The organism is Pseudomonas folii, from assembly GCF_014357575.1.
Classification (GTDB): domain Bacteria; phylum Pseudomonadota; class Gammaproteobacteria; order Pseudomonadales; family Pseudomonadaceae; genus Aquipseudomonas; species Aquipseudomonas folii.
On sequence record NZ_JACONW010000013.1, the window covers coordinates 36099 to 62910 of the forward strand.

General features: G+C 55.3%; 22 protein-coding genes. 11 read left to right on the forward strand and 11 right to left on the reverse strand.

Annotation, left to right across the window (positions count from 1 at the left end; genetic code table 11):
• Window positions 1–113 precede the first annotated feature (113 nt).
• A complete protein-coding gene (locus H8S59_RS05035) occupies window positions 114–545 on the reverse strand; it encodes a LexA family protein (protein ID WP_187520689.1) in 432 nt (143 codons plus the stop codon).
• Window positions 546–881: 336 nt separating this feature from the next.
• On the opposite strand from H8S59_RS05035, the gene H8S59_RS05040 reads away from it, so the two are divergent.
• The 3 genes from H8S59_RS05040 to H8S59_RS05050 all read left to right on the forward strand — a co-directional run bounded on the left by H8S59_RS05040 (window position 882) and on the right by H8S59_RS05050 (window position 3180).
• On the forward strand, window positions 882–1325 hold the full coding sequence (locus tag H8S59_RS05040) for a hypothetical protein (RefSeq protein ID WP_187520690.1): 444 nt from the start codon (window positions 882–884) through the stop codon (window positions 1323–1325).
• 79 nt (window positions 1326–1404) lie between these two features.
• Complete coding sequence (locus H8S59_RS05045; protein ID WP_187520691.1) at window positions 1405–1983, forward strand: hypothetical protein; 579 nt, start codon at window positions 1405–1407, stop codon at window positions 1981–1983.
• Window positions 1984–2643: 660 nt separating this feature from the next.
• Window positions 2644–3180 carry a T6SS immunity protein Tdi1 domain-containing protein gene (locus tag H8S59_RS05050; protein WP_214658202.1) on the forward strand — a complete coding sequence of 179 codons (537 nt, stop codon included), beginning with the start codon at window positions 2644–2646 and terminating at the stop codon, window positions 3178–3180.
• Window positions 3181–3334: 154 nt separating this feature from the next.
• Here the strand turns inward: H8S59_RS05050 and H8S59_RS05055 are convergent, their stop codons facing one another.
• The 5 genes from H8S59_RS05055 to H8S59_RS05075 all read right to left on the reverse strand — a co-directional run bounded on the left by H8S59_RS05055 (window position 3335) and on the right by H8S59_RS05075 (window position 8418).
• Entirely contained in the window at window positions 3335–4264 is a 930-nt protein-coding gene (locus H8S59_RS05055) for a DUF3829 domain-containing protein (RefSeq protein ID WP_187520692.1), read from the reverse strand.
• Window positions 4265–4474: 210 nt separating this feature from the next.
• Complete coding sequence (locus tag H8S59_RS05060; protein WP_187520693.1) at window positions 4475–4969, reverse strand: hypothetical protein; 495 nt, start codon at window positions 4967–4969, stop codon at window positions 4475–4477.
• A 156-nt stretch (window positions 4970–5125) separates the two neighbouring features.
• A complete protein-coding gene (locus tag H8S59_RS05065; RefSeq protein ID WP_187520694.1) occupies window positions 5126–6100 on the reverse strand; it encodes a hypothetical protein in 975 nt (324 codons plus the stop codon).
• Window positions 6101–6731: 631 nt separating this feature from the next.
• Entirely contained in the window at window positions 6732–7193 is a 462-nt protein-coding gene (locus H8S59_RS05070) for a hypothetical protein (RefSeq protein WP_187520695.1), read from the reverse strand.
• A gap of 232 nt (window positions 7194–7425) precedes the next feature.
• Window positions 7426–8418: a hypothetical protein gene (locus H8S59_RS05075; protein WP_187520696.1), complete on the reverse strand. Its 993-nt coding sequence runs from the start codon at window positions 8416–8418 to the stop codon at window positions 7426–7428.
• Between the two features lie 231 nt (window positions 8419–8649).
• Between H8S59_RS05075 and H8S59_RS05080 the strand changes: the two genes are divergently transcribed.
• Window positions 8650–10602, forward strand: coding sequence for a WD40 repeat domain-containing protein (locus tag H8S59_RS05080; protein ID WP_187520697.1), 1953 nt, complete (start codon window positions 8650–8652; stop codon window positions 10600–10602).
• 196 nt (window positions 10603–10798) lie between these two features.
• On the opposite strand, the gene H8S59_RS05085 is transcribed toward H8S59_RS05080, so the two are convergent.
• The gene (locus H8S59_RS05085; protein WP_187520698.1) at window positions 10799–11668 is read right to left on the reverse strand and encodes a phosphotransferase; all 870 of its coding nucleotides are present in this window, start codon (window positions 11666–11668) and stop codon (window positions 10799–10801) included.
• Window positions 11669–11895: 227 nt separating this feature from the next.
• On the opposite strand from H8S59_RS05085, the gene H8S59_RS05090 reads away from it, so the two are divergent.
• The 5 genes from H8S59_RS05090 (at window position 11896) to H8S59_RS05110 (ending at window position 19059) form a co-directional block, all read left to right on the forward strand.
• Window positions 11896–13083, forward strand: a complete 1188-nt coding sequence (locus H8S59_RS05090) for an MFS transporter (protein ID WP_187520699.1) — start codon at window positions 11896–11898, stop codon at window positions 13081–13083.
• 33 nt (window positions 13084–13116) lie between these two features.
• On the forward strand, window positions 13117–13677 hold the full coding sequence (locus H8S59_RS05095) for a nucleotidyltransferase family protein (protein ID WP_187520700.1): 561 nt from the start codon (window positions 13117–13119) through the stop codon (window positions 13675–13677).
• 232 nt (window positions 13678–13909) lie between these two features.
• Window positions 13910–16186 carry an ATP-binding protein gene (locus tag H8S59_RS05100; protein ID WP_187520701.1) on the forward strand — a complete coding sequence of 759 codons (2277 nt, stop codon included), beginning with the start codon at window positions 13910–13912 and terminating at the stop codon, window positions 16184–16186.
• The gene (locus H8S59_RS05105) at window positions 16186–16647 is read left to right on the forward strand and encodes a response regulator (protein WP_027898985.1); all 462 of its coding nucleotides are present in this window, start codon (window positions 16186–16188) and stop codon (window positions 16645–16647) included. The genes H8S59_RS05100 and H8S59_RS05105 overlap by 1 nt, the downstream gene beginning before the upstream one ends.
• A 30-nt stretch (window positions 16648–16677) precedes the next feature.
• Window positions 16678–19059: a hybrid sensor histidine kinase/response regulator gene (locus H8S59_RS05110; protein WP_187520702.1), complete on the forward strand. Its 2382-nt coding sequence runs from the start codon at window positions 16678–16680 to the stop codon at window positions 19057–19059.
• Between the two features lie 21 nt (window positions 19060–19080).
• On the opposite strand, the gene H8S59_RS05115 is transcribed toward H8S59_RS05110, so the two are convergent.
• Window positions 19081–19398 (reverse strand): hypothetical protein, encoded by a 318-nt coding sequence (locus H8S59_RS05115; protein ID WP_187520703.1) that lies wholly within the window; start codon window positions 19396–19398, stop codon window positions 19081–19083.
• A 614-nt stretch (window positions 19399–20012) separates the two neighbouring features.
• Between H8S59_RS05115 and H8S59_RS05120 the strand changes: the two genes are divergently transcribed.
• Both H8S59_RS05120 and H8S59_RS05125 read left to right on the forward strand, forming a co-directional pair.
• Window positions 20013–20255: a hypothetical protein gene (locus H8S59_RS05120; RefSeq protein ID WP_187520707.1), complete on the forward strand. Its 243-nt coding sequence runs from the start codon at window positions 20013–20015 to the stop codon at window positions 20253–20255.
• Window positions 20252–22996 carry a beta-glucosidase gene (locus H8S59_RS05125; RefSeq protein WP_176469994.1) on the forward strand — a complete coding sequence of 915 codons (2745 nt, stop codon included), beginning with the start codon at window positions 20252–20254 and terminating at the stop codon, window positions 22994–22996. The genes H8S59_RS05120 and H8S59_RS05125 overlap by 4 nt, the downstream gene beginning before the upstream one ends.
• 16 nt (window positions 22997–23012) lie before the next feature.
• Here H8S59_RS05125 and H8S59_RS05130 read toward each other — a convergent pair whose 3' ends face one another.
• From H8S59_RS05130 to H8S59_RS05140, 3 genes are all read right to left on the reverse strand, one after another.
• The gene (locus tag H8S59_RS05130; RefSeq protein ID WP_187520704.1) at window positions 23013–23663 is read right to left on the reverse strand and encodes a TetR/AcrR family transcriptional regulator; all 651 of its coding nucleotides are present in this window, start codon (window positions 23661–23663) and stop codon (window positions 23013–23015) included.
• A 22-nt stretch (window positions 23664–23685) separates the two neighbouring features.
• The gene (locus H8S59_RS05135; RefSeq protein ID WP_187520705.1) at window positions 23686–25047 is read right to left on the reverse strand and encodes an MATE family efflux transporter; all 1362 of its coding nucleotides are present in this window, start codon (window positions 25045–25047) and stop codon (window positions 23686–23688) included.
• Between the two features lie 145 nt (window positions 25048–25192).
• The gene (locus H8S59_RS05140) at window positions 25193–26350 is read right to left on the reverse strand and encodes an MFS transporter (protein WP_095101613.1); all 1158 of its coding nucleotides are present in this window, start codon (window positions 26348–26350) and stop codon (window positions 25193–25195) included.
• Between the last annotated feature and the right edge of the window lie 462 nt (window positions 26351–26812).

The window sequence follows — 26812 nt, forward strand, 5'->3', positions numbered from 1 at the left end:
GAGCGGCTCGAATCCCCCCGTCGCGCGCCGTACTGGAGCACCTCGCCGGGTATCCATGTGGAGGCTGACCTGGCCGGCACGAGTCATCTATCAGTCTAAGCGCAGATACAGGTTCACAATTTGCCATGAACGCGCACGCTGTGCTTCACGACACCCCAGATCACCAGCTCGTCGCATTCCATCACGTGGCGTGGTGGGTATTTGCTGTTTTCCGAGGTAAGCATGCATGTGCTCTCACGCATATGCAGCCGCTTGCAGAGGGGTTCAGCATTGAGCGCTGCGATGACGATGTCGCCATGTTCCGCGTAAAGACTGCGATCTACGATCAGAAGATCCCCGGAGAAAATCCCCACCCCCTGCATGCTGTCCTCCTCAATTTTCACCATGTACAGATCGGGTGTCGGGACGTCGAACAATTCATCCAGTGAGATGTGCTTTTCGATGTGATCGGCAGCCAGCGACGGCAAGCCTGCAGATGCCTGAAAGGAATAAAGCGGGAGCTTTTCGCCCCCGGCCGATATGGGACCAAGGATGGTAATACTCATTAGGCTGACCTTGCGAAGAATGACTGTACATGCATACAGTTAACGATCTCGACGACGTGCAGTCAATCTCATGCGCAGCAAATTGCGACGGGTGACACCATAATGCGCGAGCCACATGCGTGGCAGCGCCCCGAATTCGGACGGTTATCAGGTCCGATGGCGGTTGAAGATTACGAAGCCTTGATGATGTGGAACTGCACTCCTCGACTGTGCTCATAAATGCGCCGCCCATGGTTGGCTAGCTAGGGGTCATGGAGCACTTGCGGTACAAGGGGATTGCCAGACAGGGCTGGCAAGGTACAAACAGAGTCGGTATTTGTTGATGTCAGGGTGTTTATGAACGCTAAAAAAACAGTGAATAAAGGTGATTATTTCGTCATCCCTATGAGCGATGGCCGGGGTGCGGTGTGTCAAGCTATATGGATGGGTATCGAGAGTGAAGAAGGCAAATTCAAGAATGTATTTGCATTCTGTGTGGTCTCAGTAGGCACAGACCAACGCCTTCCTGATGAAAACAAGTACCTGGTGTTTGAAGAGCACTGCGGGCCCTTTACAGTGATTTTTACAGCCGTCGGAAAATGTTTGTCCGGCGAGTGGCCATGGCTCGGTAGCGGTGTGCTGGATGAGCCAGACCTGGTGGATTTTGAATTCAATATGGCAGGTAATTTATACCGCTCAGGTTACCCTGTTCGGATGCTGCCGATTGACGAGTACCGCAATCACCTTGACATGGGTATCTCAGGGTATGCGCTGGTAGAGCGCTACCTGATGCAGCATTAGCGTGGGTAATGAAAGAAACGGACTCGCCAATACCTGACTAGTTTTCATTTTCGCGCCGTGACATCAAGGATACCTCCTCATGCAATATACGTTTTCCGAAGTCCTTAATGACGTGATTGACTACTTCCTGCTGAGTGACTTGCAACTCCTCAAACGTTTCAAGCACGAGCATCAACTTCCCGATGACCTGGCTAGCGAGTTTACTTCCAATGAAAGTGGCGACAAGGCCGTTCTTGAAGGTGTCCTCATCCCCCTCATCGGAGTGGAAAACCACCCTTACAACATTGTCTTCACGTTGGAAGGCACTGAACCTGAAATGCCTCGATACGAAGATCGGATCCAGCATCGGCGCGGCGGTTATTCGTTGCGTGTGGAGCACGGCCGCATCCACCTTTACACGTGGCGCATCCTGCAGGCGTTCACGGAGGACAACCTCGATGAGTTGCTCGAGCGTTATCAGCAACCCAACAGACCGACGATTGAAGTCGAGAATGGCTGGTATGAGGTGGAGATACTGGCGGGGGAAATCCTGCGCGATGGCTACTTCGAACCGGCGTTCGAGTTCGTACTGACCAAGACCAATCTGCCGGTAGATGCCAGCAAGGTGGATGTCAACTATCGCTTTGAGGTGGAATGGCGTCAGGGCACGGCTGAATAACTGTCTTAAACTGCCGGAGCACCGCACGTGGCTGTACTACCCAGAGTGACAGGTCGGTATGCACCCGCTTGATGATTTGCATGGGGACTGCAAATCCGCCTATCTATCAGGCGGGCATACCGATCACCAATAAACAGCAACCACAACCGCAAGCAATACAACAGTCATTGCGGCTTCTTTCCTGGAACAGCTCACATAAATCAAAAACTGAGTGAATAAGGCAATTGCCACCGCTAGACCTCTTATACCCCCCCTGTCATTCGAATTATCCTCTATAACGTAATCGGGCCCCATCCAGTCATATTCTGACCCTTGCATAAACGTATAGGTGAGTAGGCAAAAGACAAAAATTCCATACAGAAAAATTCGTATCAACACCCTGACTGCTTTCATGCACACCTCATCAGCCTACTGAAAGAACTCCACCCTCTCATCATTGGGTAGGTGCCGCGACGGTATTCGATACCTCACCACACATTGATTCCACTGCCCTACACACTATGGTAACTTCGTCAGCCATATACTTGGTATAGGCGGTCAGCATATTGAGGACTGTCTTTTATCATTTAACGGTTCCGGCTCCGACTGGAACGGTGTGAAAGTCATCGCGCGAGACATGAGATCTGAAGTAATCCGCTAAATCGAGTGTGGCTCTCAATAGTGACGACCACAGAATTCACAGGCGCGTTCCTGAGACGATGCGCCCAACTTGAGGTTTCCCCCTTGGGACTTTTCTCTAAAATATTCGGAAAGCCATCCGGACCTGTTCTCTACACACTCTTTTCGGCTCGCCCCTCGAGCGATCTGGGTTCATGGGCACCCAACTTCCCGGAGCACACTGAGGTTGTCGGTTACTCAAGCCTCGGTCATTTCTTCCTTCGCAGCCCGGACGACCAGGACTATATCGTCCTGCACCCCTTCAAGCGCGCGGCGAAGTCGTATGGAAGCTTTGAGTCAGTCGAAGAGTTTGAAACCGAGATACTGAAAGAACCGGGGTTCGATCTGCACGTCCTGAGGTCGGATCACGTCGCCGAATTATTTCAGCATCTGGGCCCTCTAGCTGAAGATCAGGTCTACATCCCGAAGCCATACCCGTTTCTCGGCGGCAGCGAAGCGCTTGAGACCTACGAAAAAGGTGATGCCTGGGTCTTTATGCAGGTTGTTGCTCATATGCATGGTCTCGACGGCAGCGCCTGAAATGCACAAGCTAGCTGAACGCGCTGAAGAGACTCTTCAGCGCAGTTCTGCGACGAAGGTAGCGATGCCGGGCTAAGGGCACCTCACTCGTGCAATTCTCCAGAAGAGACACGCCAAAAATCAAAGCGCGCTCTTCTTCTGCCGTGGACTGGAACTATCGCAGATTGTTTGCTGCACCCACTGCTGCATTGTAGGAGTCCATCATCGCTTTGATAGAAGAGTCATGTTTAAGCTCTTTATATTGCCGCATGAAGCCGATGGAGTTGGTCAACGCACTTTGCACAATGCTCATGCTGCTCTTCGTCACAGGATCCTTGTAGTCGATTAGCGACTTGCGCAGTTCTTCCAGTGAAGCCTCCAGGTTCGGCACGATGGTGTCGGCCTTCGCCACGTCCTTCTGGCTCATGGCATTTACCATATCGGTCCCGAGCATCAGGCTGTTGAGCGTATAGTAAGCCGGCATGTTGCCTTCTTTGCGAAGAGATTCAGCCTCTTCTGCCTGAACTCGCCGTTGATGAGTCGACAGTGCTTGATCCATCTGCCCCAGGCTGTCCATGGCGTCCTGGAACGCTGCTCGAGTCGCCGGGTCCTGGGCTCTCCCCTTCGCCAGATTATCCTCTCGATAGGCGCCACCGTTAAAGTAAGGCGCGATCTCATCAATGCGTGTAACAACAACAGGCAAGGTTTTCAGTAAAGCATCAGCGGCTGCGTCTGCATCTTCCGAGCCTGCAGCAGATAGCGCACGGCCCTGCTTCAGCGCATTAATGGCATCCGTGTAATGGCTGTTGGACGTCGGAGCATGGAACATGTCAGTCGGTTTGGCGCGATCAAGTTCCATCTCGCCGTATAACCTGATGCTTCCAAGCAGCCCAAAAGTGTCGTCCAGCAAGCGGTTGTAAGCCTTCACATACAAGTTGATTTTTTGCTGTTCTACGGCTTGAGCCGATTCCGCCTGAGTGGTGGCAGGCGTCTGGGAGTTGCCGGACGAATTAGGATTATCACAACCTGATAACGCCATTATTGTGCCAAGCAGAACACATACAGCAGCAAGTTTATTGAGTCGATCAAAAGCTGAGAAAGGCATAACGGTGGTCGTCCTTGAAGTCGGAGAATTACGAATCACGCATACAGACTGGAATATATCGGCCAGGTTCAACCGGGGAATTACAAAAAGCCATCACTGCTAGCTGATCACCGTATAGCGGCATCCACTTTCATACCATGTTGGTATTATTGTGATGAATGACGGCGACACCTGAGATCGTCACTACCCTGAAGGGTAGATGGAGTTGCATCAATAATAATCATCCCAGCCCCTAAGCGGCGGCGTGGTTGTGGAGCAAGGTAGAGAGCCTGCGTAGTATCCCTTTGCAGGATCCCAATCACCTTCCATGATGAATACTCGCTGCGTTGAAAGGTCACTCCATTTGATATGCCGGGTGAAGTACCTGCGATTTCCTTTGGGGTCGGAGCATGGAAGGGCCACCTGGACGGTCAGACTGGTCGCGTACTTTATTGTAAAGGTCTCCTCACCATCAGGGCCGACCTCCCCCTTGAAAACGTGCATGTTCCAGAATGTCGCGCAGCTTCCACCATACAAGTTAATACAGAACAGTTTCTTCCCGACGTTGAGGGGCTGTACGGCGAGTGCGACCGTATCGGGAATGGGCTGACCATTTTCATCGAGTACCCGAATGGTGATCTGCAACGGAAGATCGAGCGCCTGCTGCCTGGCACTGATGAGCTCTGACACACAGCCTGAAAGAAGCGATGCAACAGCAGCGAACACGGCAAAACGGCAAAACGGCACGCTGCTTTAAATGTGATCGTCATAATTTTTATTACGCCAATGATTACATCCGTGATGGTGGGGATGGAGTTATTTGCAGCGCCTTGGTTCAGGTGCAGAAAATATGTTTTCCGCACCGGATAATGGGTTACCAATTCAATACTGAGTACGTTGCTCTAATTCCAGCAATTTAAGGAGTTCTTTGTCATCCAGATGAAAGGCGAGTTCTTCAGGAAGCGGGCGCTCGAAATCCCTGAGCTCACTCAGTTCGTAGAAGAAATTGTTCTCGTAGAATGCGTTAATTGCTGCAAGCTCGGGGACCAAATCCAGCATCGGCGTTGCAGGCGTATAGCCCCGACGCACCCGTCCAATTGACTCAAGGTACTCGGTGCATGACGCACATCCTTCATTGACGCCTTTTTCCCACAAGCGGTAGGCATCCAAACGACGCCCTTCCATCCAGGCCAGTTTACCCAGGCTCATGTAGGCCGGGGCATAACCCTGTTTTACCGCACACTCAAGCATCTGTTTACCAACAGGATGAAGCTCTTTCGCCTGCGGGACGATATTTCCCCCGACTGATGCCATCGCCTGCGGGCTGCCGCGATCAACGGCTTCAGAAAGCAGCTTGTACATCGCGTCATAGTCCCGGCCATAAAGAGAGGCTCCATAGGCAGAGACTACAATTGGTACACCCTGTTGAACAAATTCGTTGATTGTATCTGACGCTGCGGCAGCTTTTTCGGGGCTGGCCGGATAACGCAGCGTCCAGACACTGTCGAGATATATGGCCTTCCAGCTTCCCTCTTTCACGGCAGCAGCGAGTAAACTCTCACGCTTTTCTTTATGCTCTTTATCCATCCAGAAGTTTTCGGTTTGGTCCCCTTTCGAGGCGTACTCCACCAGTTGCCTGAAAGCCTGCGCCGCCGCGGGGGACTCTTTCGGCAAAAAATCCGTCTCACTGCGGCAAACAAAATTCTTATCTTTAAACTCCGCCAGTAACTGTTTATTAACTGACAACTGGTCTGAGCTGCCATACGAGGCGGGAAGGTGGTTAAAGTCTTCTAATTTTTTGTCACAGCCCGAAAGGATGGCCACCATAACCAGCGTAAAAACCGATAAATATTTCATATTTTCCCTGATAACTTTCTGATTATCGTGAAGGATATTCTTTAGCGAAGTGATCTCTGGATCAGAGATTTTTCATTAATATCAATCCCCGTTGCACGACGCTGTTGCTCTTGAATGCTAATCACCCGAGCCGGGGTAGAACCGCTCAGCCGAATAAATAATTCGGATACCTCAGTGCAAGAAACCCGGCTACCGTTAGCCCTGCTTGAATCAGCAGCGTCACCGAGAGCCCTTTCGGCCCTCGGCGGACAAACCAGTAAATAGCGTTCAACGCCATTGAAATCAGGTTAGTGAGCCACATGACGGCGAACGAGAAGAGAGACGACGGGACGAAGGCAGAGCTAGGCAATTGCAGTACATAGAGTGCGAATATCGTACCCAGAATCACAGTAGTGATCGAGAGGCAGGCAATCCAGCGGGTAAAACGTAAAACGCCGTGGGATATCATACCGATGTATATCCTTTCCAATTAGCTTTGCCCAAACAACGAATCATCGCTGCGGCGTGGTTCACGCCACTAAAGTCAATTGCCGCAATAGATAAAGCCTTCACTTGCAGCAACCTGGATGCTTCATAGCCTTTGCGTTCATGGCAGCGTGACTGCTACTTACCCGTTCCGGATTGCAACCGCTCAGCCGAAGAAATAATCCCCGAAGAGGGATACAACAAAAGGGGCTAAACACATCCCTGCTTGAATCAGCAGCGTGACCGAAAGCCATTTCGGCCCTCGGCGGACAGACCAGTAAATAACGTTCAGCACCATTGAAACCAGGTTGGTGAGCCACATCACGGCGAACGAGAGGAAATACGGTGGGAGGAAGGAGGAGCTAGGCTTTTGCGCCAAATAGAGTGCGAATATCGAACCCAGAATCACAGTAGTGATCGAGAGGCAGGTCATCCAGCGGGTAACACGTAAAGCTTCGTCGGGCATCATACCGGTGGACTTCCTTTCAGCACTTTGCCCGAATGGTAAGCTATCGCTGCTGGCAATGGCTTGCTTGAGTAGGTGATAGATCCTTATTGGATCCAAAAAACGCAATCTTACTGAATTCGCCTCAAAAGCCAAGCGCCAATGTTTTTTGGCGCCAGCCACTCTCAGTCTGGTTGACCTCGCCCGGAAGCTTTGACCGATGTTCCTTCCCGCCAGTCCCGACAATTGATTGTTTTAAAACACCCTGCCGCCATCAAGGCACAGCCCGGTATCCATAAGCCGGGATTCCAGTGCCCAAACCTACTGCGAATAGCGCAATTCCTGTCGCGAACATTATGCGTTCTCCATAACTGATCCGAGCTTGATAAGCCTTGGACGGCCCTGAGACTCGCCATCAAGGAACCACAATCTCATCATAAAACCACACACCCACTTCGCCATTCGGGCGCACATCCAGAACCTTCCCATCAGCACTCTGCATAACCGAATGATCAGACTCGATGGGCGTTCCCGTACGCCGATCCAGGGCCTGCGCCTCAGGTGGCGGGCTGAAGAGCAGGTAGCCTTGAAAACTGCTGACTTGAGCGCCGACAGGATAGTGAACAGGGCCGAAATCGGCTGCACTGTTCAATTCACCGCTCCACTTGAGCACATCACCGTCAGGCTTGTTCAGGCGCATGCTCAGCCATCTCAGTTCCAGTCCCAGCAGGCGTGTCGGCGTGTCCGTCCCCAGCTCCCAGCTATCGCCCGAGGAGGAAGACACCGTCAACGATCCCGGCCAGACAATGCCTCCCTGCTTGCTGCCTGGCGCCAGCGTGCAGCGGTTCAAACGCCATTCGGAGAACTTGAAATGAGCGCCGGATGGAAAGCGGAACTCGACCTTGCCCGGCTCACACCTCCAGCCTTGCAAGTCGGTAGCCGCCAATATTTCCACCGTCGCCGAACCATGGCCCTGCCACAGCTCGAGCCAACGCACAGGTATGCCCATGATGTTACCGGGCGTACGTTCGAAGTCGGCGCGCTTGAGGCTCTGCATGCCGTAAGGCTGCGGAGTACCGCTCAGGTCGTTAAAGGGTTTGACGTCTTCCAACTGGACCTGCGTGCCAGCCGGCAGCACCAGATCGCCCAGCACCTCTTCACGCTCCAGACGCGGGTTATGTGCACGCCAATCAAGCCATTGGGTAACCCCGAAATTGACGTAGGGCACGCTGGTGGCCGCCAGCACCACGAACGTCAAGCCGAACAGCCAGGGCCGTGCCAGCATGGCCCGTCTGTAACGAGGGATAAGAAAAGCCAGCAGGCCGGCTATTAGCAGCCAGAGAAAAACCTGGGAAAAGATGAAGATCATGGAACCGATCATCATGGCCAGCGGATTAATCGGGATCATGGACGTCCTTGTAAACTCATTTCAAATCGCGAAGGATAATCCAGACTGCGGCACTTTCCCACGTACCGACAAACTAAGTCCTGGCCAATCAAGGAAGTCACTCCGCATGATGCCTGACAGCGCTTGCCGTATTGACTGCCGTTTTATTGCTCACGAGCCCGAATATATTTTTAACTGAATAGCAGTGTCCGAAGCTGGCAACAATGCCGGAATACCAGGGAAGTACAACACATGAAATGCGCAGGATTCTGGAAGTATGCGTTATGGGCTGCGGCGATCGGTTATAGCGGTATGAATAATGCCGCAGCGTTACCCCAGGGCTGGCAAATCCAGCCAAGCGCTGCCGAGGACGTCGACAAAGGGCTTCCATCGGCGTTGCAATCGTCGGAGCTGGCGAAAGATGGGCGCAGGCTTGCAGAGGTGCACATCGTCGTTTCCCTGCCCTTCAACCAGGTACTGCCGCAAGTCGTCTCTGCGTTGCGACCCTTGGGGAGCTTGAGCGAGCAGTCCGGCGTTGAACCGTTGTCCAAACTGGAAGATGAGTGGGGCAATGTGCTGTTGATGCGCCGTCCTGATCTTGTACGGGAACTGGTCCGACAGTTCGATCTACCCAAGCTGCAACAAGACGTACGCGACGGCGCCCTGGCTGAATCAGAGATACCCGAGCGTATTGCCCTTATTGAACGGACTATACGCTTTCAATCAGACAGCAAGCGCATGGCTCCGCTGACCGAGCAGTATAAATCCTGGATCGGCAGCGCTGAGCATAAGCATGGAGCAACAGGCCGCAGCAGCGGTCGTGTCATTGCCCGCGTGATGCAGCTTGACCCTGTCTTGGGTCGCCCCGCAACCGTGGTCTATCTGACGCGAAACGATGAGTATCCGAACCCCAACGCCGGGTTCTTTGGCAGGATGCGCGAGCTGGCCGAATTCAATATTTACAGCCCCGGCGCGCCGAGCCTCCTGCATCGCAGCATCGTACCAGGTGAAGTATTCAGCCCGGTATTCGATGCGTTGAGCAAGCTGCCTAACGCTAACGTGAAACTGGGTGCAAGCCCGGACCAATGGCGCGCGCCCTCCAGGCCAATCTCTTTTGTAACCGAGCCGAAGCTCATCCTGCCGGACAGCAAAGCGAAGGTACTCGAGGCGAAAGCGGTCATGTCCATTAAGTCCCCGGACAACTTCATCGTCCTGGGCGATGGCAGTGTTCTGATCATCCGTAGCTACCCGCGCGCATTGATGCGCTGGTCGCCTGACGCCGGCGGTGAGCTGCGGGAACTATGGACCTCGACGGAGGAAAACTGGCACCAGTGGCAGCTGTCGCGCGATGCGAGTGGACAATCGGGGTATCTGACGACAGGCGGGCTCATTGTGCGCTTTGACGCTAAGACCGGTTCTCTGTTCAAGCACCCCATGGCCTTCGAAAAAACGACCAAACCGGACGACTACATAAAGTACTTCCACGATGGAAACGGCGTGCCGTTACCCTATGACCACAGCCTTAGCGGGGGGCGCGACACGCTCAATGTCTGGCAAGCCAACGCGCAACCCGCTGGCGACGGTACGCCCTGGAATTACACGTTGCGCTTTGCCTCCCCGCGCCAGGACATGATGAAAGGTTCCCTGCGCGGTAATAGCCTGATCAAGCCTGTACGCTGGGACGGCCTCCTGCCCAACACATGGGTCGAAGACGTTTACGGCCTTGCCGAACTCGACGGGAAAACTGGCAAGGTGTTGCGCGTGGTGAAGCTGCCGCGCCGATTGGGCGATGTGGACCGCAACGATGACACTGGCATGGCACCCTGGGACCCTGCGCCTTTCGGCTCCGTCAAAGGTGGATGGATCGCGGTCGGCTTTGTATTGGATGAAGGGAAGCAGGTCAATCCCGGGATGCACGTTGTCGACATTGCCAGTGGCAAGGTGCGCTATTCACTGACCTTGCCCGGACGGGACTCGCTCAAAACTGCGGTGGGTTCGCCCAACGGCAGTCTGCTGGCACTCGGCAGCGGTGGCAAAAACTCTGCTGTGCTATGGAACCTGGAAACCGGTCGCTCACTCACCCTCGGAACTGAAGCCTCAGGATGCAAGGAGTTTGAGCAACTGCAATGGAGCCCATCCGGGGAGCGTCTGTGGGGAAGTTGTAATAACGGACTGGTCGCCTGGGATGTGCCTTCGACCTGGTGAATTGGCTTGCCTGGCTAACAACATCCGTTAATACTCATGTCGCGTAAACCCAAGTAACCCAACCCATGTGCTGGCGTAAAGCGCATGGGTTGAGCACACTTCTTGTTCATACTGTGCAGCTCCGCCACTGGCTCTCGGTCCTCGATAGACGGAGCCTGCTAGCCGCTGATTGTTCAAGAACCGCACGCAATCCGCTTCAAGGATGGGTATCAGGTGCCCTCCGGAACTTCGCCTGATGCCTGGCACTGGTCAATATGCTGTAGCGGGTGGTACGCGAAACCTTCTTTGTCAGAAAGCGCTCGAACACCGGGTCGAAAACGGCACGTTCCAGATTGGGTTGTTCATCGAGCAAGTAATGCTCGCAGAGTGTCCGGTAGTCTTCGAGAGAAATGAAACGTTTGATCCAGTAGTGATAGAAGTACCCCATCAAAAAGCCAAGACTGAAGTCGTGATCAATCACCGAGTGGGCACAGCATTCGAAATCGATCAGCCGCAAACTTCCATCCGGGCCGATCAGAATATTTTTAGGATGAGGGTCCATGTGTACATAACCCTCGCGGAGCATCTGCTCGAATAACCGGAATACCTGTGGCAGGAGACGCCTGGAGTCTTCGGGGCACGCGATGAGTCGATCATCAACGCTGCAATGCTGATCGAAAAAACCCAGCAGTAAGTATTCCTCCTTGATAAACGGGAAACGCGCTCTATACCCAAAGCCTGCTACGCGTGGAACGTTGATCGAACGAGGAGATACCACTGAGAGATTGATGAATTCGTTGGTCAAGTCATGCAGCCCGCTAACTCGTTTCAGGCCAAGGTAGTTCTGCAACTGCTTTTTCCAATGCGGCAGTCGGTTGTATTTCAAGACCCACTTGCGCTCTCCCTCCAGCAGAAACACACCGCGGTTTGGCTCAGGCAAATCCAGTGTGGCGTGCTGCTCCGGCGCGATAATGAACTGCCGTACCAGCGTCGCCAACTCGTCTTGATAGCGGGGTTCGAAATGGAAGGTGAGGCCCTGAATCTTCTGACTGAGAAGTCGGCGGGTCAAATCCTGAAGATGACGCATCTGCATGTCCGTATTAATGCCAACAGCGGGATAAACTTACGTGCGCCACCTGGGCTGGGGTAAGCAGGAAGGAACGAAACAACGCGGTGTTGCAGATCGTACTTTATTCTGGCCAAAACGACACGAACGCTGAACTCTCCCGCCAGACAACGCTCTAGACCCTCTCGCCGATATTTGCCTGACATCGACGATGCAACTCCTGTCACCTTTTGAGAATTTGAACACGCATGTCTATTCAGCAATCCTCCGGGCACGTGCTGCCCGCGCGCTCCGCAGCCAAAATGGAAGCTGCCATGGCCGTTGGCGCTTTTGCTATCGGTACTGGCGAATTCGCAATCATGGGGCTGATGCCCGACATCGCGAGCAACCTGCAATTGAGCGAACCGCAGGTGGGTCATGCCATCAGTGCTTACGCATTAGGGGTGATGGTCGGCGCGCCGCTGCTGGCGATTCTGGGCGCCAAATTGCTTCGCAAACATCTGCTGTTATTGCTGATGGCGCTTTACGCTATGGGCAATCTGGCGACTGCGTTTACGCCGACATTTGGCAGTCTGATTGCCTTTCGTTTTATCAGCGGCCTGCCCCATGGCGCTTATTTCGGCATTGCCGCGGTGGTGGCTTCGAGCATGGTGCCCTCCAATAAGCGTGCGGGTGCGGTAGCGAGGGTGATGATGGGCCTGACCCTGGCGATGTTGCTGGGTAACCCGATCGCCACTTTCCTTGGTCAGTTTTTCGGCTGGCGATCTGCGTTTGCGCTGGTGGGGGCTATCGCGCTCTGCACGATTGGGTTGGTCTGGCGCTTCGTGCCTGATCGCCGCGACGAACCGCGCAGCGATCCTCGCAAGGAACTGCTCGCGTTCAAGAAACCGCAGGTCTGGATGGCGCTTGCGATTGGGGCCATTGGTTTTTCCGGAATGTTCTGCGTGTTCAGCTATCTGGCACCAACGATGCTGGAGGTGACGCGGGTTACGCCGCAGTGGATTCCCTTTGGTCTGGCGGCCTTCGGGGTTGGCGGCATCATTGGCAATATCGTCGGCGGCAAGCTGTTCGACCGGATGCAGTTTCGCGCGGTAGGTGTGCTGCTGGTCTGGTCGATGGCAGTGCTGCTGTTTTTCCCATTCGCAGCGGGCTCGTTGTGGGGCGTCATGCTGGGTATCGGACTTGTCGGAACGATGGTCGCGCTGGCGGCGCCACTGCAAATCCGTTTGATGGACATTGCCCACGAAGCACCCAGCCTGGCGGCAGCGTCCAACCATGCCGCGTTCAACCTGGCCAATGCGCTGGGCCCATGGTTTGGCGGGATGGCCATTACCGCCGGACTGGGCTGGACGAGCACCGGGTATATCGGAGCTGCCACGGCGCTGGCGGGTCTGGGTGTCTACCTGATTGCCCGACGCATGAAGGGCGGTGATTGATTAACATCGCTGTGATTGAGCATAAGGAATCCCATGACACTGACCGCCAACAGCCTGATCGACATCGCGATGTCCAACCCGCTCAACGCCGAAATATTCGCCCGGTTACCTTCGCTGGGTCTCAGTCAATGCATGCTCACGGCGGGATGCATTTTTCAGGCGGTATGGAATCAAAAATCCAGTCAGCCACCCGCCTGGGGCGTGAATGATTACGACGTGTTTTACTTTGATGAAGACCTGTCGTGGGAGGCAGAAGATGAAGTCATCAAAGCCGCAACCTCTCTTTTCCAGGATCTGGGTGTAAACGTCGAGCTCAGGAATCAGGCACGCGTGCATCTCTGGTTCAGTGAGCGATTCGGCCATCCCTATGCACAGCTCCACTCAGCAAGACAGGGGATTGACCGATTTCTTGTTGCTGCGACGTGTATTGGCCTGGATATCGAAACGAAGGAAGTCTATGCCCCTTATGGCCTTGCAGAACTTGAGCAAGGGATTCTGCGAATCAACCCCAATTACGCTCATCCCGAAATGTTTTTGAAAAAAGCGGCCAGCTATCAACGTCGCTGGTCCTGGTTGAAGGTAGTCGAGCCATAAGCGATCAGCTAACCATCCTGAACACGGTAAAGCAGCGCTTAAACCCGAAAATTCAGCAATTAAATGTAAATTTCCCCTCAAATTATCCGACAACCTGTCAACGGCCACAGTGTGGCCATTAATAATTTGATACTGTGTCATCGGATTTTTCGGGACGAATGCTATTCGGCCTTCTTCAGCTCACGATCTGAGCCTGTGCCAACCGTCTCAAAAGCCTTCAAAGGGGAAAGTTTTGACCGTGATCGACACTCAGGCATCTCTGCAGGCTGCCATTGATAACTGCGCGCGCGAACCGATTCGCACGCCGGGCAGCATTCAGCCTCAAGGGTTCCTCATCGTTATTGATGAACCAGAGATGACGATCGTTCAGATCAGTGAAAACATTACCCATTGGCTAAATCTTGATACTGCCGATTTGCTGGGCAGTCATCTGGACTCTCTGGTCAAAAATGGCTCGGCGTTTGTCGGCCAGCTAGGTGAGCTGGACGAAGATGAGGCGCAGCCTTACCACGTGGGTGACGTCACCTTTCTCAAAGGTGATCGTGCCGGGCAACACGTAGCCATGATGTTGCACCGTCACGAAGGCGTGCTGATTGCCGAGTTCGAACCGGCCGGCGACACCGTAACGGCGCACGGCAAGTTGTATCCACTGGTGCGTGCATTCATCAGCCAGATGCGCGAAGAAGAAAGCGTCGACGAGCTGTGTGATCGCTCTGTCCGCTTCATCAAGCGCATCACCGGCTTCGGACGTGTCAACTCTTATCGTTTCGATGAAGCCGGTAACGGACTGGTGAATGCCGAATTGGTTGACCCAGGGATTCCCAGCTACCTGGGCCTGTGTTTCCCGGCTTCGGATATCCCGGCGCAGGCACGTGAACTGTATTGCCTCAACCGCATCCGGATTATTGCCGATTCGAATTACACCCCGTCAGCGATCATTCCTGGCACCAATCCGAAAACCCTGCGCCCTCTGGACTTGAGTTACGCGACACTGCGCAGCGTTTCCCCGGTCCACTTGCAGTACATGCGCAATATGGGCACCGGCGCCTCGATGTCCATCTCGATTGTGGTTGATGGTCAACTGTGGGGCCTGATTTCCTGCCACAACCCTGCCCCGCACCCGGTCAGTTTCCAGACACGCTCGGCCTGTGAATTGCTTGGTCGGGTTTTATCGTTGCAAGTGGAAACCAAAGAAGCTCACCTGCGCAGCCATCGGATGTTGAGCCTGCGCAAAGACATCGTTCATATGCTCGCCGCAATGGCTGATCACGACAGCGTGTTCAAGGGCCTGCAATCCCTGTCAGACACATTTATCAGGTTCGTGGGTGCCTGCGGCGCAGCCGTGGTTTCCGAGGAAGAGTGCCACTTGTTCGGTCAGACGCCTGCCGAGCGACATGTTCAGGCACTTGCCGAGTGGCTGGCAGAACGTGGTGGGCCCAATGTCTTTCATACCAACAATGTCAGCCTCGACATCGCGCAAATTCCAGGCCTGGCCAAATCAGTGAGTGGCGTGCTGGCAGTGTCGATTTCCGAGCTGCATTCGAACTACCTCATCTGGTTCAAACCCGAGCTGGCCCGCGTTGTTCACTGGGCTGGCAAACCCGAGAAAGCCGTTGATAGAAACGGCGCACTGAGCCCTCGACAGAGCTTCGAGCTGTGGAAACAGAATGTCGAAGGATATTCGTCTCTTTGGGAAGACACCGAGCTGGAAGGCGTGGCGGAACTGCGCCTTGCGGTTCTCGGCATCGTGCTCCGCAAAGCCGAAGAAATGGCGCAACTGGCCACGGAGCTCAAGCGCAGCAATAAAGAGCTCGAAGCCTTCTCCTACAGCGTTTCTCATGACCTGCGGGCGCCACTTCGACATATCGCAGGTTATGCCGAACTGCTCAAGGATATGGAAGAGGCCAACCTCTCTCACCGCGGCCAGCGCTTCCTCGACACCATCGGCGAATCCGCCAAGTTCGCCGGTACGCTGGTGGACAATCTGCTGAGTTTCTCGCAGATGGGACGCTCTGCCATGCGCCAGTCAGAGGTCAATCTCACGGCCATGGTCGAATCGATCCAGCGAGAAATGCAGCCCGACTACGAAGGACGGACAATCGAGTGGAGGGTCGGCAAATTGCCGATCATCATTGCCGACCCGGCCTTTCTACACTTGGCGATGCGCAACCTGCTCGCCAACGCAATCAAATACACCCGCAATGAAACCATTGCTGTCATTGAAATAACTGCGGTTCAGGAATCTCAGGGTGTTGTCGTCAACGTTCGTGATAACGGCGTGGGCTTCGATATGCAATACGCCGATAAATTGTTTGGAGTCTTCCAGCGTCTACACCGGATGGAAGAGTTCGAAGGTACCGGCATTGGCCTGGCCAATGTGCGGCGGATCATCGAGCGCCATGGTGGCACCGTTCACGCGCAAGGCGTTTTGGGCGAAGGAGCAACGTTCTCTTTCACCCTTCCTTACAAAAATCCTGAACCCAGTCGTCGGAGTACGAAGGAAAAATAATGCTCAAGCCAATTCTGCTGGTTGAAGACAACCCCAACGACCTGGAACTGACCCTGGTGGCGCTCGAACGCAGCCAACTGGCCAACGAAGTGATCGTTCTGCGCGACGGCGCGGAAGCCCTTGACTACCTGTTCCGCCGCAATGCTTACGCCGATCGCGTGGACGGTAATCCGGCGGTCCTGCTTCTGGACCTGAAACTGCCCAAGGTCGACGGGTTGCAGGTACTGGACGCCATTCGCCATTCCGATGACTTGCGCAGCATTCCGGTGGTCATGCTCACCTCCTCCCGAGAGGAAATGGACCTTTCACGCGCCTATGAACTGGGTGTCAACGCGTACGTGGTCAAGCCTGTCGAATTCAAGGAGTTCGTCAGCGCCATCTCCGATCTCGGTATTTTCTGGGCCGTTCTGAACGAACCACCACCAGGTTCGGTCAGAGCTCAGCGTCGTACCAGCTCCTGATCCCAAATTGATTAAGCGCAGTCAGACTTAATGCCACTGAACGAATTAAAGATCCTCCTCATCGAAGACAGTCCGCAAGATGCGGAATTGACCCTTTTGTCCCTGGAGGCCAGTGGTATCAAAGTTGACTCGACCCTGGTGCACAATCATCAGGGTGCCTCCCAGGCGCTGGGTCAGGAAGTCTTTGATGTGGTGTTGTGTGACTTTCTGTTGCCGGGCTCTTCCGGCGCAGAAGTCCTGAAAATTGCTCAGCAATTAGCGCCGGAAACTCCCTTCATTTTTCTCTCAGGCATTTTCGGCGAGCAGCAAGCCGTAGAAATGATGCGCCTGGGCGCGGTGGATTACGTCCTCAAGCAAAACTTCAAGATGCTGCCCAAGGCCGTCAGGCGGGCCGTATCAGAGGTACGCGAAAGGACTCAGCGTCGAGCAGCGGAAACCGCCCTTCAGGACGTGGAAGTGCGGGCCCGGCTGGCCATCGAAGCAGCCATGATGGGCGTGTGGGAGATTCAGCCCGCCACCGGCCGGATGCTTTGGGATGAGCGCTGTAATGCCTTGTACGAAATCCTGCCCAACACCGCGGTCAATCTGCGGTTTCTTCTGGATCGCTGCCATCCGGATGATCGACCGCTACTTGACTCAAAGATCAGTGCAGCCATCGCGCGGGAATCCGACTATCAGATCGAATACCGCGCCCTGATGCCCGGAGGCCGATCGCGCTGGCTGTTCTCCAGTGGCCGTTCGGTGTTCGAAGACGGTCAATGTGTGCGCATCACGGGCGTCATGCAGGACATCACTGAGCGCAAGCAGGCCACCCGTGAGCTCGTTGAGCTGAACGAGGTATTGGGCGCCCGTATTGAACAGCGTACCCGTGAGCGGGACCGGATCTGGGAGCTGTCCAGAGAACTGCTGGCCGTCCTGCAACTGGACATGACACCGATTTCCTTCAACCCGGCCTGGGAAGCAACACTGGGCTGGTCCCATGAGCAAATCAGTCAGATGCGCTTGTGGGAGTTGATCCACCCGGAAGATTTCGACACGACCCTCCACGAAATGGAGAGCATCGCTCAGGGCAATGTATCGACACGCTTCGTCAACCGGATGAAGCATAAGTCAGGTGATTACCGCTGGCTGTCATGGACCATCGTGCCCGAGGATGGGCTGATGTATGCCGCCGTCCGTGACATTACCGAAGAGCGCGCGGTCATTGATGAATTGGCTGCAGCCAACCAGCGCCTGCGATCCCAGATCAGCGAGCGGGAACGCATTGAAGCCGATCTGCAGCAAATGCAGCGCCTCGAAGTGGTGGGTCAATTGACTGCCGGCGTCGCTCATGACTTCAACAACCTGCTGACCGTGATTCTCACCAGTACCACCTTCGCGATCAGGGATATCGAACGCGGCACACTGGACAAGACCGTCAAGCGCTTGCAGAACGTCAAGGATGCGGGCGAGCGCGGTGCCAGGCTCACGGCCCAATTGCTGTCGTTCTCCCGACGCCAACGGTTGCAACCTACCGCGATCAACCTTAACGACACCATTCGCGGCATGGGCACCCTCCTCGGTCGCGCACTGGGCGGCAGCATCTGGATCGAGACCGATCTGGCCAGTGATCTGTGGTACGCCATGGGCGATCCGACCCAGACCGAGATGATCATTCTCAACCTTGCGATCAATGCGCGAGATGCCATGTCCATGGGCGGATCGCTGTGCTTCTCCACGTTCAACGCGCAAATCACTCAGCCTGCGGTCCGCCCCGAAGATCCGGAGCCAGGCAAATATGTGGTTCTGGCTATCCGCGACTCAGGCAGCGGCATGAGCCCTGAAACCTTGCTGCGCGCGTTCGAGCCGTTCTACACCACCAAGGATGTCGGAAAGGGTTCAGGTCTGGGTCTGGCTCAGGTGTTCGGTTTCGCCAAGCAGTCAGGCGGCGGCGTGATGATTGAAAGCGAACTGGGTGTGGGCACGAGGGTTCTGGTCTATCTGCCCAGCGTTGATAAGCCTGCCGTCCTGCCGGAAGAAAAACCCCTGAATCAGGCCCCGGCGCAGGTAGGTGGGGCGCACACGATTTTGCTGGTAGATGATGATCCCGAGGTTCGAGCCGTGACCGTGCAGATGCTCGAATCCATGGAGTACAAGGTCAAGCAGGCGAAAGACGGCGCGATGGCGCTATCGATGCTGGATCAGAGCGTCGACCTGGTACTCACTGATTTCGCAATGCCGGGCATGACCGGTGGCGAGCTAGCCAGCCTGATCCATAAAAAATATCCCGCCCTGCCCGTGCTGTTTGTCACCGGCTATGCCGATACCGACGTGTTGGGCCTCAATGGCTCGGCAGTGGTACAAAAGCCGTTCAACGAGATCGACCTGAGAAATAAACTGCACGACGTCTTGAGCAAAGCAGGCCGTCGCTGACCCTCCCTTTATTGACCTCTCCTAGATCAGCAGGGCTGCGCCAATCTCGGTCAGCCCACTGATGATGTGCTGGGTGTACGGAAACGCCGGATCCTCATCCAGCACCCGCTCCGACACCAGTAGCCCCTCCTTCACCAATACGTCTACGGCGACTACGCACTCTGTGATCGTGGGAACCCGTATCTGGGAGCGGATCAGCCGGGTATAAATCTGGCCGAACGTGAGCTTTCTTGCCCCTGCAAGATTGAGCACCCGGACGGCAGTCAATACTGCGAGATCAACCGTGTATCGGTCATCGACGGTCGGCAATCGGCAGGGTTCAGTAACGGGGGACGGCATAAGCGAAGGGATCTGAAAGATAAATCGGAGAAAAGACGCTCTTCTGCCACAAACAAAAAATCATGATAACGCGCAGACTTTAAACGGCATGCGGACTATCACATGCCTGCGTGGCAAACCGAGACTTCAAATAGTGATTAGCACGCCCAGACAGGCAGCAATATACTTTATATAAAGCGCTGAAAATCAGGCGTAACCGACTTCATTAACACAACATTAAAAGAGCAATACTTTCTACAAAAAATACCAACTTCCAGCGATGGACAAAGCTTATCAGATCACTAAACCTAACTGCAATTAGGTTTATGAAATAGCTACGAAACGCCTCAAATTCAATTTTTGACGCAATAAAACACCCATATATTCTATATATCGACATTTAAAACCAATAAACCACCTTAAAACTGTTAATACCCGTCCCTAAAAATCAGTCAAAACTCAAAAAACACCGATTGAGGCCATGTGCCATCATTTAATAAAAAACTTTATCCAAATATTCTATTCGTCAGTGAACTTTTAATCCTGGCGCTGGACTTAACGTTCGGCCGATCGCCGCAACCGCGTTTATTTATTTCTCCAAACCATTAATCGAGATTTAATCGATGACCAGACCCATGCTGTCTGTTTTCAGCGCAGTGCTGCTCTGCGCCCATAGTTTGTCTGCCTTGGCGGCCGACTCTGCTTCTGCGACCAACACTGCAACTTCCACAGAACAAATTCGCGTGCAGGTCGAGGCCAAGCGCGACCAACTGACCGGGGTTGCCAACGTCAGTACACCAACGACAAAAGGCCCCTCTGCCGTGCTCAACGCACCGGTGGCCACCGACGACGCTCCAGCGCAGGCGCAACGTCCATGAATCAGTCCCACTATCAGCCGATCGCCTCCGCAAAAAGGACGCCCGCCTTGTCAGCCTTCAAACACACCCTCGGCCTTAGCCTGCTGACCTTCAGCATTCTGCAGGCCAACCTGGCTCTCGCAGCCGTGACGCCAGCCACTGGCAACGACGTTGAAGCCCGTGTCAGTTCGATTCTGGACAACATGAACCAGTCCGAGAAGATCAACTTCACCCGTGTAAACGACGGGCACATGATTCCGCCGCTGCTGAAGTGGGGCATCAAAGGCACCACGGCGTACGACTCGTCCATGGGCGTGCACGTCAACAACGCCACCTTCGGTGCGCAGTACCCTTCGCAGTCTGCCCTCGCCGCAACCTGGAGCATCAACCGCGCCAAAGAGTTCGGCCTGGCCATCGCCTACGAAACGCGCATCTCTGGCGGCCAGCAAATGCTGTCGCCAGGCGTCAACCTGTACCGCACGCCCTACAACGGTCGTTCAGCCGAATATATGAGCGGTGAAGATCCATTCCTGGGTGCGGTGCTGGCTCCAGCGGTGGTCAACGCCATTCAGGCGCAAGGCATCCAGGCCAGCGGCAAGCACTACCTGGCCAACGAACAGGAAGCCAATCGTCAGGCGGTCAACGTTATCGCTGACGAACGCACCCTGCGCGAGCTGTATCTGCCGGGCTTCGAGTCGATGGTGAAAAACTCCAACGTCGCCTCGATCATGTGCGGCTTCAACAAAATCAACGGTGACTACGCCTGCGAAAACCATCACCTGATCACTGAAGTGCTCAAAGGTGAATGGGGTTATCAAGGCACCGTAATCAGTGACTTCAACGCCATTCACGATGCGTTCAAGGGTGCCTGGGCAGGTACCGATATCGACATGCCGTCGGGTCTGCAATTTACCGAAGCCAACCTGCTGCCGTACCTCTGGAGTGGTCAACTGACCCAGAACGTCATCGATGACAAGGTCAAACGCAACCTGCGCGCCATCGTCAGCTACGACTTCCAGGAAAACCTCAACACCGCGAAGACGCTGGACCACCCGGAGTACGGCGCACGTGCAGCATTGAACACCGCACGTGAATCCATCGTGCTGTTGCGCAACGAAAACACCACTGAAGGCAAACCGCTGCTGCCACTGGCCAAGACTGCCAAAATCGCAGTGATCGGTGACTGGGCACACGAGGCACCGGCATCGCCATTCGGCACCGCCAACTCGCCGCCCAACAGCTACGTCACCGAGCTGAGCGGTTTGCAGCAACTGGCGTCGAGCAGCTCGAATGTCACTTATCTGTCCGAGCTGAGCCTTAACCCGAAATCCGCGGCCTGGTACCAGCCTGCCACGGGTAGCAACGGTGTGAACAACTCTGGGGTGAAAGCCGAGTACTTCTCCAACACCAGTTTTTCGGGCAGCCCAAGCGTGACCCGTGTCGAGCCAGGTGTGAACCTCAACTGGACCACCGGCACCAACGAAACCAATGCTGGCACCACCGCCGTATCCGGTTTCAGCCCTTCAGCGGGTGCGTTCTCGGCTCGCTTTACGGCGAACATCAAGCCGACGGTTTCCGGCGCTCACGTGTTCAAGGTACGTGCAGACGGTCCTTACAAGCTGTGGGTCAACGACGAGCTGGTGTTGCAGAGCGACGGCGTGCCGTACTCCGCCGACGTCGTGAACGCCATGACCACCTCCGGCAAAACCGCCGCGCTGGTGGCAGGCAAGTCATACTCCGTGAAGCTGGAATACCAGCGCGTGCAGGGTAACTTCATCCCTGCACTGGGCGGCGTGACCGGCGTGCAGATGAGCTGGGCGTCCCTGCGTCCGCCGAAGGATCTGTCGAAATACGACGCGGTAGTCGTCGCGACTGGTTCCAATTACGAGCACGAAGGCGAAGGTTCCGACCACGGTTTCGAACTGCCCGACCAACAGGCTGAACTGATCAGCTTTGTGACCCGCGCCAACCCCAACACCATCGTGGTAATGCACGGCGGCGGTGTTGCAGACATGCAGCCTTGGGCTAACAAAGTCGGCGCTACCCTGCAAGCCTGGTTCCCGGGTCAGCAAGGCGGTCAGGCATTGGCAGAGATCCTGTATGGCAAGGTCAACCCTTCGGGCAAACTGCCGATCACCATCGACAAGAAAATCGAAGATAACCCGAGCTATGCGTCCTATCCGGACCCGGCTGCTTACCGTGGCGACAATGCGCTGACCGAGATGACCTACAGCGAAGGCCTGTACATGGGCTATCGCGGTTATGACAAGAAACACGCAAAACCGCTTTACCCATTCGGCTACGGTCTGTCATACACCACGTTCGGCTATAGCGATCTGAAACTGTCGACCAACGTGCTGAGCCCTGGCGCAACCATCGACGTGAAGTTCACGTTGACCAACACCGGCGACAAGGCTGGCTTCGAAGTGGCACAGCTGTATGTGCAACCGGTGAAACCTGCGGTTGATCGTCCGGAAAAAGAACTCAAAGGCTTTACCAAGGTGTACCTGCAACCGGGCGAGAGCAAGACCGTCAGCATCCCGATCGACTCGCGCTCCCTGGCCTACTACGTCGACAAGACCGCAAGCTGGGATGTGGACGCTGGCAAGTTCAAGATCCTCGTGGGTTCCGACTCAGAGAATCTGACCCTGAACCGCACCTTGACCACGCTGTTCCCGGAACACCTGACCACCCGCGACAGCAACCCGCTGCCATTGCCCCTGCGCAAGGCCGTACAGGTTAACGCCACTCAGACCTACTAAGCATCAGCATTCAGGCTCAAGGACGAGCCTGAATGTCCTTCCCCAAACGCCGCAAATAGATGTCGAACACCGCCATCACATCCACCTCTTCAGGGCTTCTCAGCCACTGAATCTGCAAGCCATCCATGACCGAGAAAATCTCCTGGGCCATGGCCTTGATGTCAATGTCCGCACGAATTTCCCCCGCCTCTATCAACGCCGTCAAATGACCGCGAGCGTGATCGTGGGTGAGATGAAACCGTTCCTTGTGCCAGGAACACGCAGGGTGTGCTTGAGACAGGCTTTCGGTATTCATCACCATTGACGCCTGGCATTCGGCAGCATCCTCGATACTGAACCCCATGCTCAACCTCAGGAATTTGAGAAAGCCGGTCAGTGTCAGCTCGGTCGTGAGATCGCGAAACCTCGAAGTCACCCGTTGATCACGGCGCTCCAGCAGTGCAGCCAGCAACGCCTCTTTGTTCGGGAAATGATGCAGCAGGCCTACCGTGGTGATACCGGCAAGCGCCGCAACGTCACGCATCGATGCGCTGGTGTAACCATCCCGGGCGAAAATGACCGTCGCCGCGTCCAGCAGAGCAGTTCTGCGCATCTCCCCCTTGGGGGCCCGGCGACGCTTGGGCGAAAGCTCTTCGCCTGATTCATTCCCTGATTCGTCAACTGACATAAAAATCCGATAACAACTGCATTCAAATTTTCCCGGCGCTCGCTGGCTGGGCCCGACGTATAAAGAATCGCTTGGCGGTGATGGACGCGACCCAGGTCGACAGCAATGCGATCAACGCGTTACCGGTAAACGTACCCGGCATCAACCCGCTGCTTCCGAACAGATGCGTGCCGGCGAATATGAACGGTACGGTACCGACCGTTGACCGAAGCCAGGCAAACACAGCGACCAGCCATGGCCGCTGCATCGTCACGAACACCGCAATCGAGACGAAATCCAGACCAATGAGCACCCACAAACCACCGCCAAACTGGCAGAACGCGAGAAACAGCACTCGGCCCTCACCTTCCAGGTTGTAGAAGTCCGCAATAGGCCCGCTTGCCAACAGCAACAATCCCCAGACAACCAGACCATAGACAATGACCAGTTTGCGGGTAAAGGCAATTGCCGAATGCGTCCGCTGATCCAGAAGAGCGCCGATATTCTGTCCCAGCACCGGTGCCAATGCACTCGGCAAGGCAAAAAAAGCGCAGTAGGAAAACTGCAGGACCCGATCAAGAACCGCCATTGCCGCCAGGGCCGAGGTGCCGAACGTGGCCACGCTCGAGACAAGATACGCCACCCCCACCGGGGTCGCCAGATTGCCCACCATGGCAGGCAAGGCAACTCTGAACGTGCGCGTGACATGCATGCGCAGCAGTTTGAACTTGATGGACATCGCCAGCCCGACGTGGCGACGCACCCAATACAGCCCCAGACAGGCAGACATGAACGCAGACAAGGCATAGGAAAGGCCTGCCCCTTCCAGCCCCAGATCCAGGACGAAAATCAGCAACGGATCGGCAATCGCCAGCGTAGCGGCGCCCGACAACACCACCCACAACGCCCGACGACTATCCCCGGCGGTGCGCAGAATCTGCGCGGTCATCTGCATCAACGACTGCAGCACACTGAATGGCAACGTCAGCCAGATAAATACCCTTGCCGCTTCATAGGTCGCAGCATCAGCACCGAGCAGATGAGTCACCGGGACGATCAACGCCAGTTGCAAGGCAGCTGACAGACCGCACACGACAAGCACCATCAACATCAGGCTGGCGGTGAAGCGCGAGACGGCCTTGGTCGCACGATGCCCGATACGCTCGGACAACACCGTCGCCGCCGCGATAATCAAACCGTTGGCCAAAGCACTGTTGAGAAAGATCAACACCTTGGCGATGCCGACCGCGGCCAGCAGCAAGGGCTGGTGCAGCATGGAGACATAGACCAGCGTCAGGATGTCTACCAGAAACACCGCGAACAGGCTCAGGGCACTGGTGCTGGTCATCACCAGGATATGGCGTGCTATGAGCCCTTCAGTAAACTTCGCGCGGGCTACCGCCATCACATTCCCCAAACAGGCAATACTTCGCCAGCAGCAGTGGCGAAGCTCATTCAGGCGGCGATTCTAGCGGTGTGCCGGTTCGGTTGCTATCGTCGCTTCGGGATATCTACCGAGGGCCGACCAAGGGTTTGGAAGCCGTTGCGATTTACTCCGGCAGCGGCTCGGAAACCGGCCGGCCCATCAACAGAACGGCAAGCAGAATGGAAAGCCCGACAAAGCACGCGGCGGCGTAGCCAAGACTCTGCAGCCCAAACGAATCAATCATCCGTCCGCCCACAATAGCGCCCAGGCCGATGCCCAGATTGGCACCCGAGATATTCAGCGACGCGCCAAAAGCCGTCGCGCCCTCAGCGGCTTTCATGACCCGCACATGGCTGACCAGAAACAGCGCAGCCTGAGTAATCCCCCAGGTCGCCAACGCCATCGCCAGAAAAACCGGCGAGTGAATGCTCGGTATCAAAGCGACCATGCCCGCCACCATGAACGTGCAGAACACGATAGAAGCCATCAGCGGATGCTTGTCCACCGCCCGACCGCCCAACGAGTTGCCGATCAGGCCCACCGCACCAAATGCCATCAGACACCAACCCACCACGGTGCCGTTGAAACCTGCCAGCCGTTCGAGGATGTCGGCCAAATAGGTGTAAGCCGTGAACATCCCGGAGAAAACCAGTACGGACAGCAACACATGGCCTTGCAGGACTGGGCTGCGCAGAACTCTCATCTGTTGGCGCAGCGAAGCGTCTTGCCGGGTAACGTGAATGGTCGGCAGATACACGAACAGCAGCAACGCCTTGGCCAGTGCCAGCACCGCAAGCATGCCGAACGCCATACGCCAGCCCACGGCATCCGCAACCAGCGTGCCCACCGGAATCCCAAACACCGTGGCGCAGACGATCCCGAACGTGATCTTTGCCATGGCCCGTCCCGCGTGCTCCGGGCCGACCAGATCGACCGCAGTCTCGCTGGCCAACGCCCAGAACACTGGCAACCCGAGTGCAGGTATGAGTCGCGCAATCCCCATCACTGCAATATTGGGACTTAGCGCCGCAAGGGTATTGGCGAGCGCAAACAGCACCATTACGGTCACGAACAGCTTCTTGCGTTCAAAGCGCGCGAAATACGCGGTCAGGAACGGACCAAAACAGGCCACCGTGAACGCGAACAACGTCACCAGCAACCCTGCTTGCGGGATGCTTACCTCAAGGTCCCGGGCGATGCCGGGGAGTAGGCCAACAATGACAAATTCGGTTGTCAGCACAGTAAAGCCTGCGGCCGACAACAGCAGAATGGGTAACAGCATTCGAGCTCCAATAGCAAAGCGCCAGACGGATCAACACCGGTCTGGTTTTTTAAAAGGGTATGGTCAAGCTGATATGACTTGGCGCTGATCACTCGTTAACCGGGCAATCAAAGCGGAAAAGAATTGTTACAGGCAAACAGCGGCCGACATTATGTCGGGCCACTTTGTTGAGGTCTACTGGCAAGCATGCGGCTTTTTATCCATCATTGCACGCCTCCCGAAAGCTTCAACACTCAGGAATTATAACGTCGCCTGGCCTCCCACCGTTTGCCCGATCAGCGCTGTTGATTGCACGATCCTGCGAGGCTGAACCGATGCCTGACCCCATGGTTTGAACCCGTAGAACTGGCTTTAGCCGGGAGGACGGAGTTTCTGCCAAAGAACATTTAGCGAATATCCCGGCATTCTCCAGGCCGACCGTATGGATTGCCTGGGCGCCTGTGGAAGCTTTCATGTCTTCCC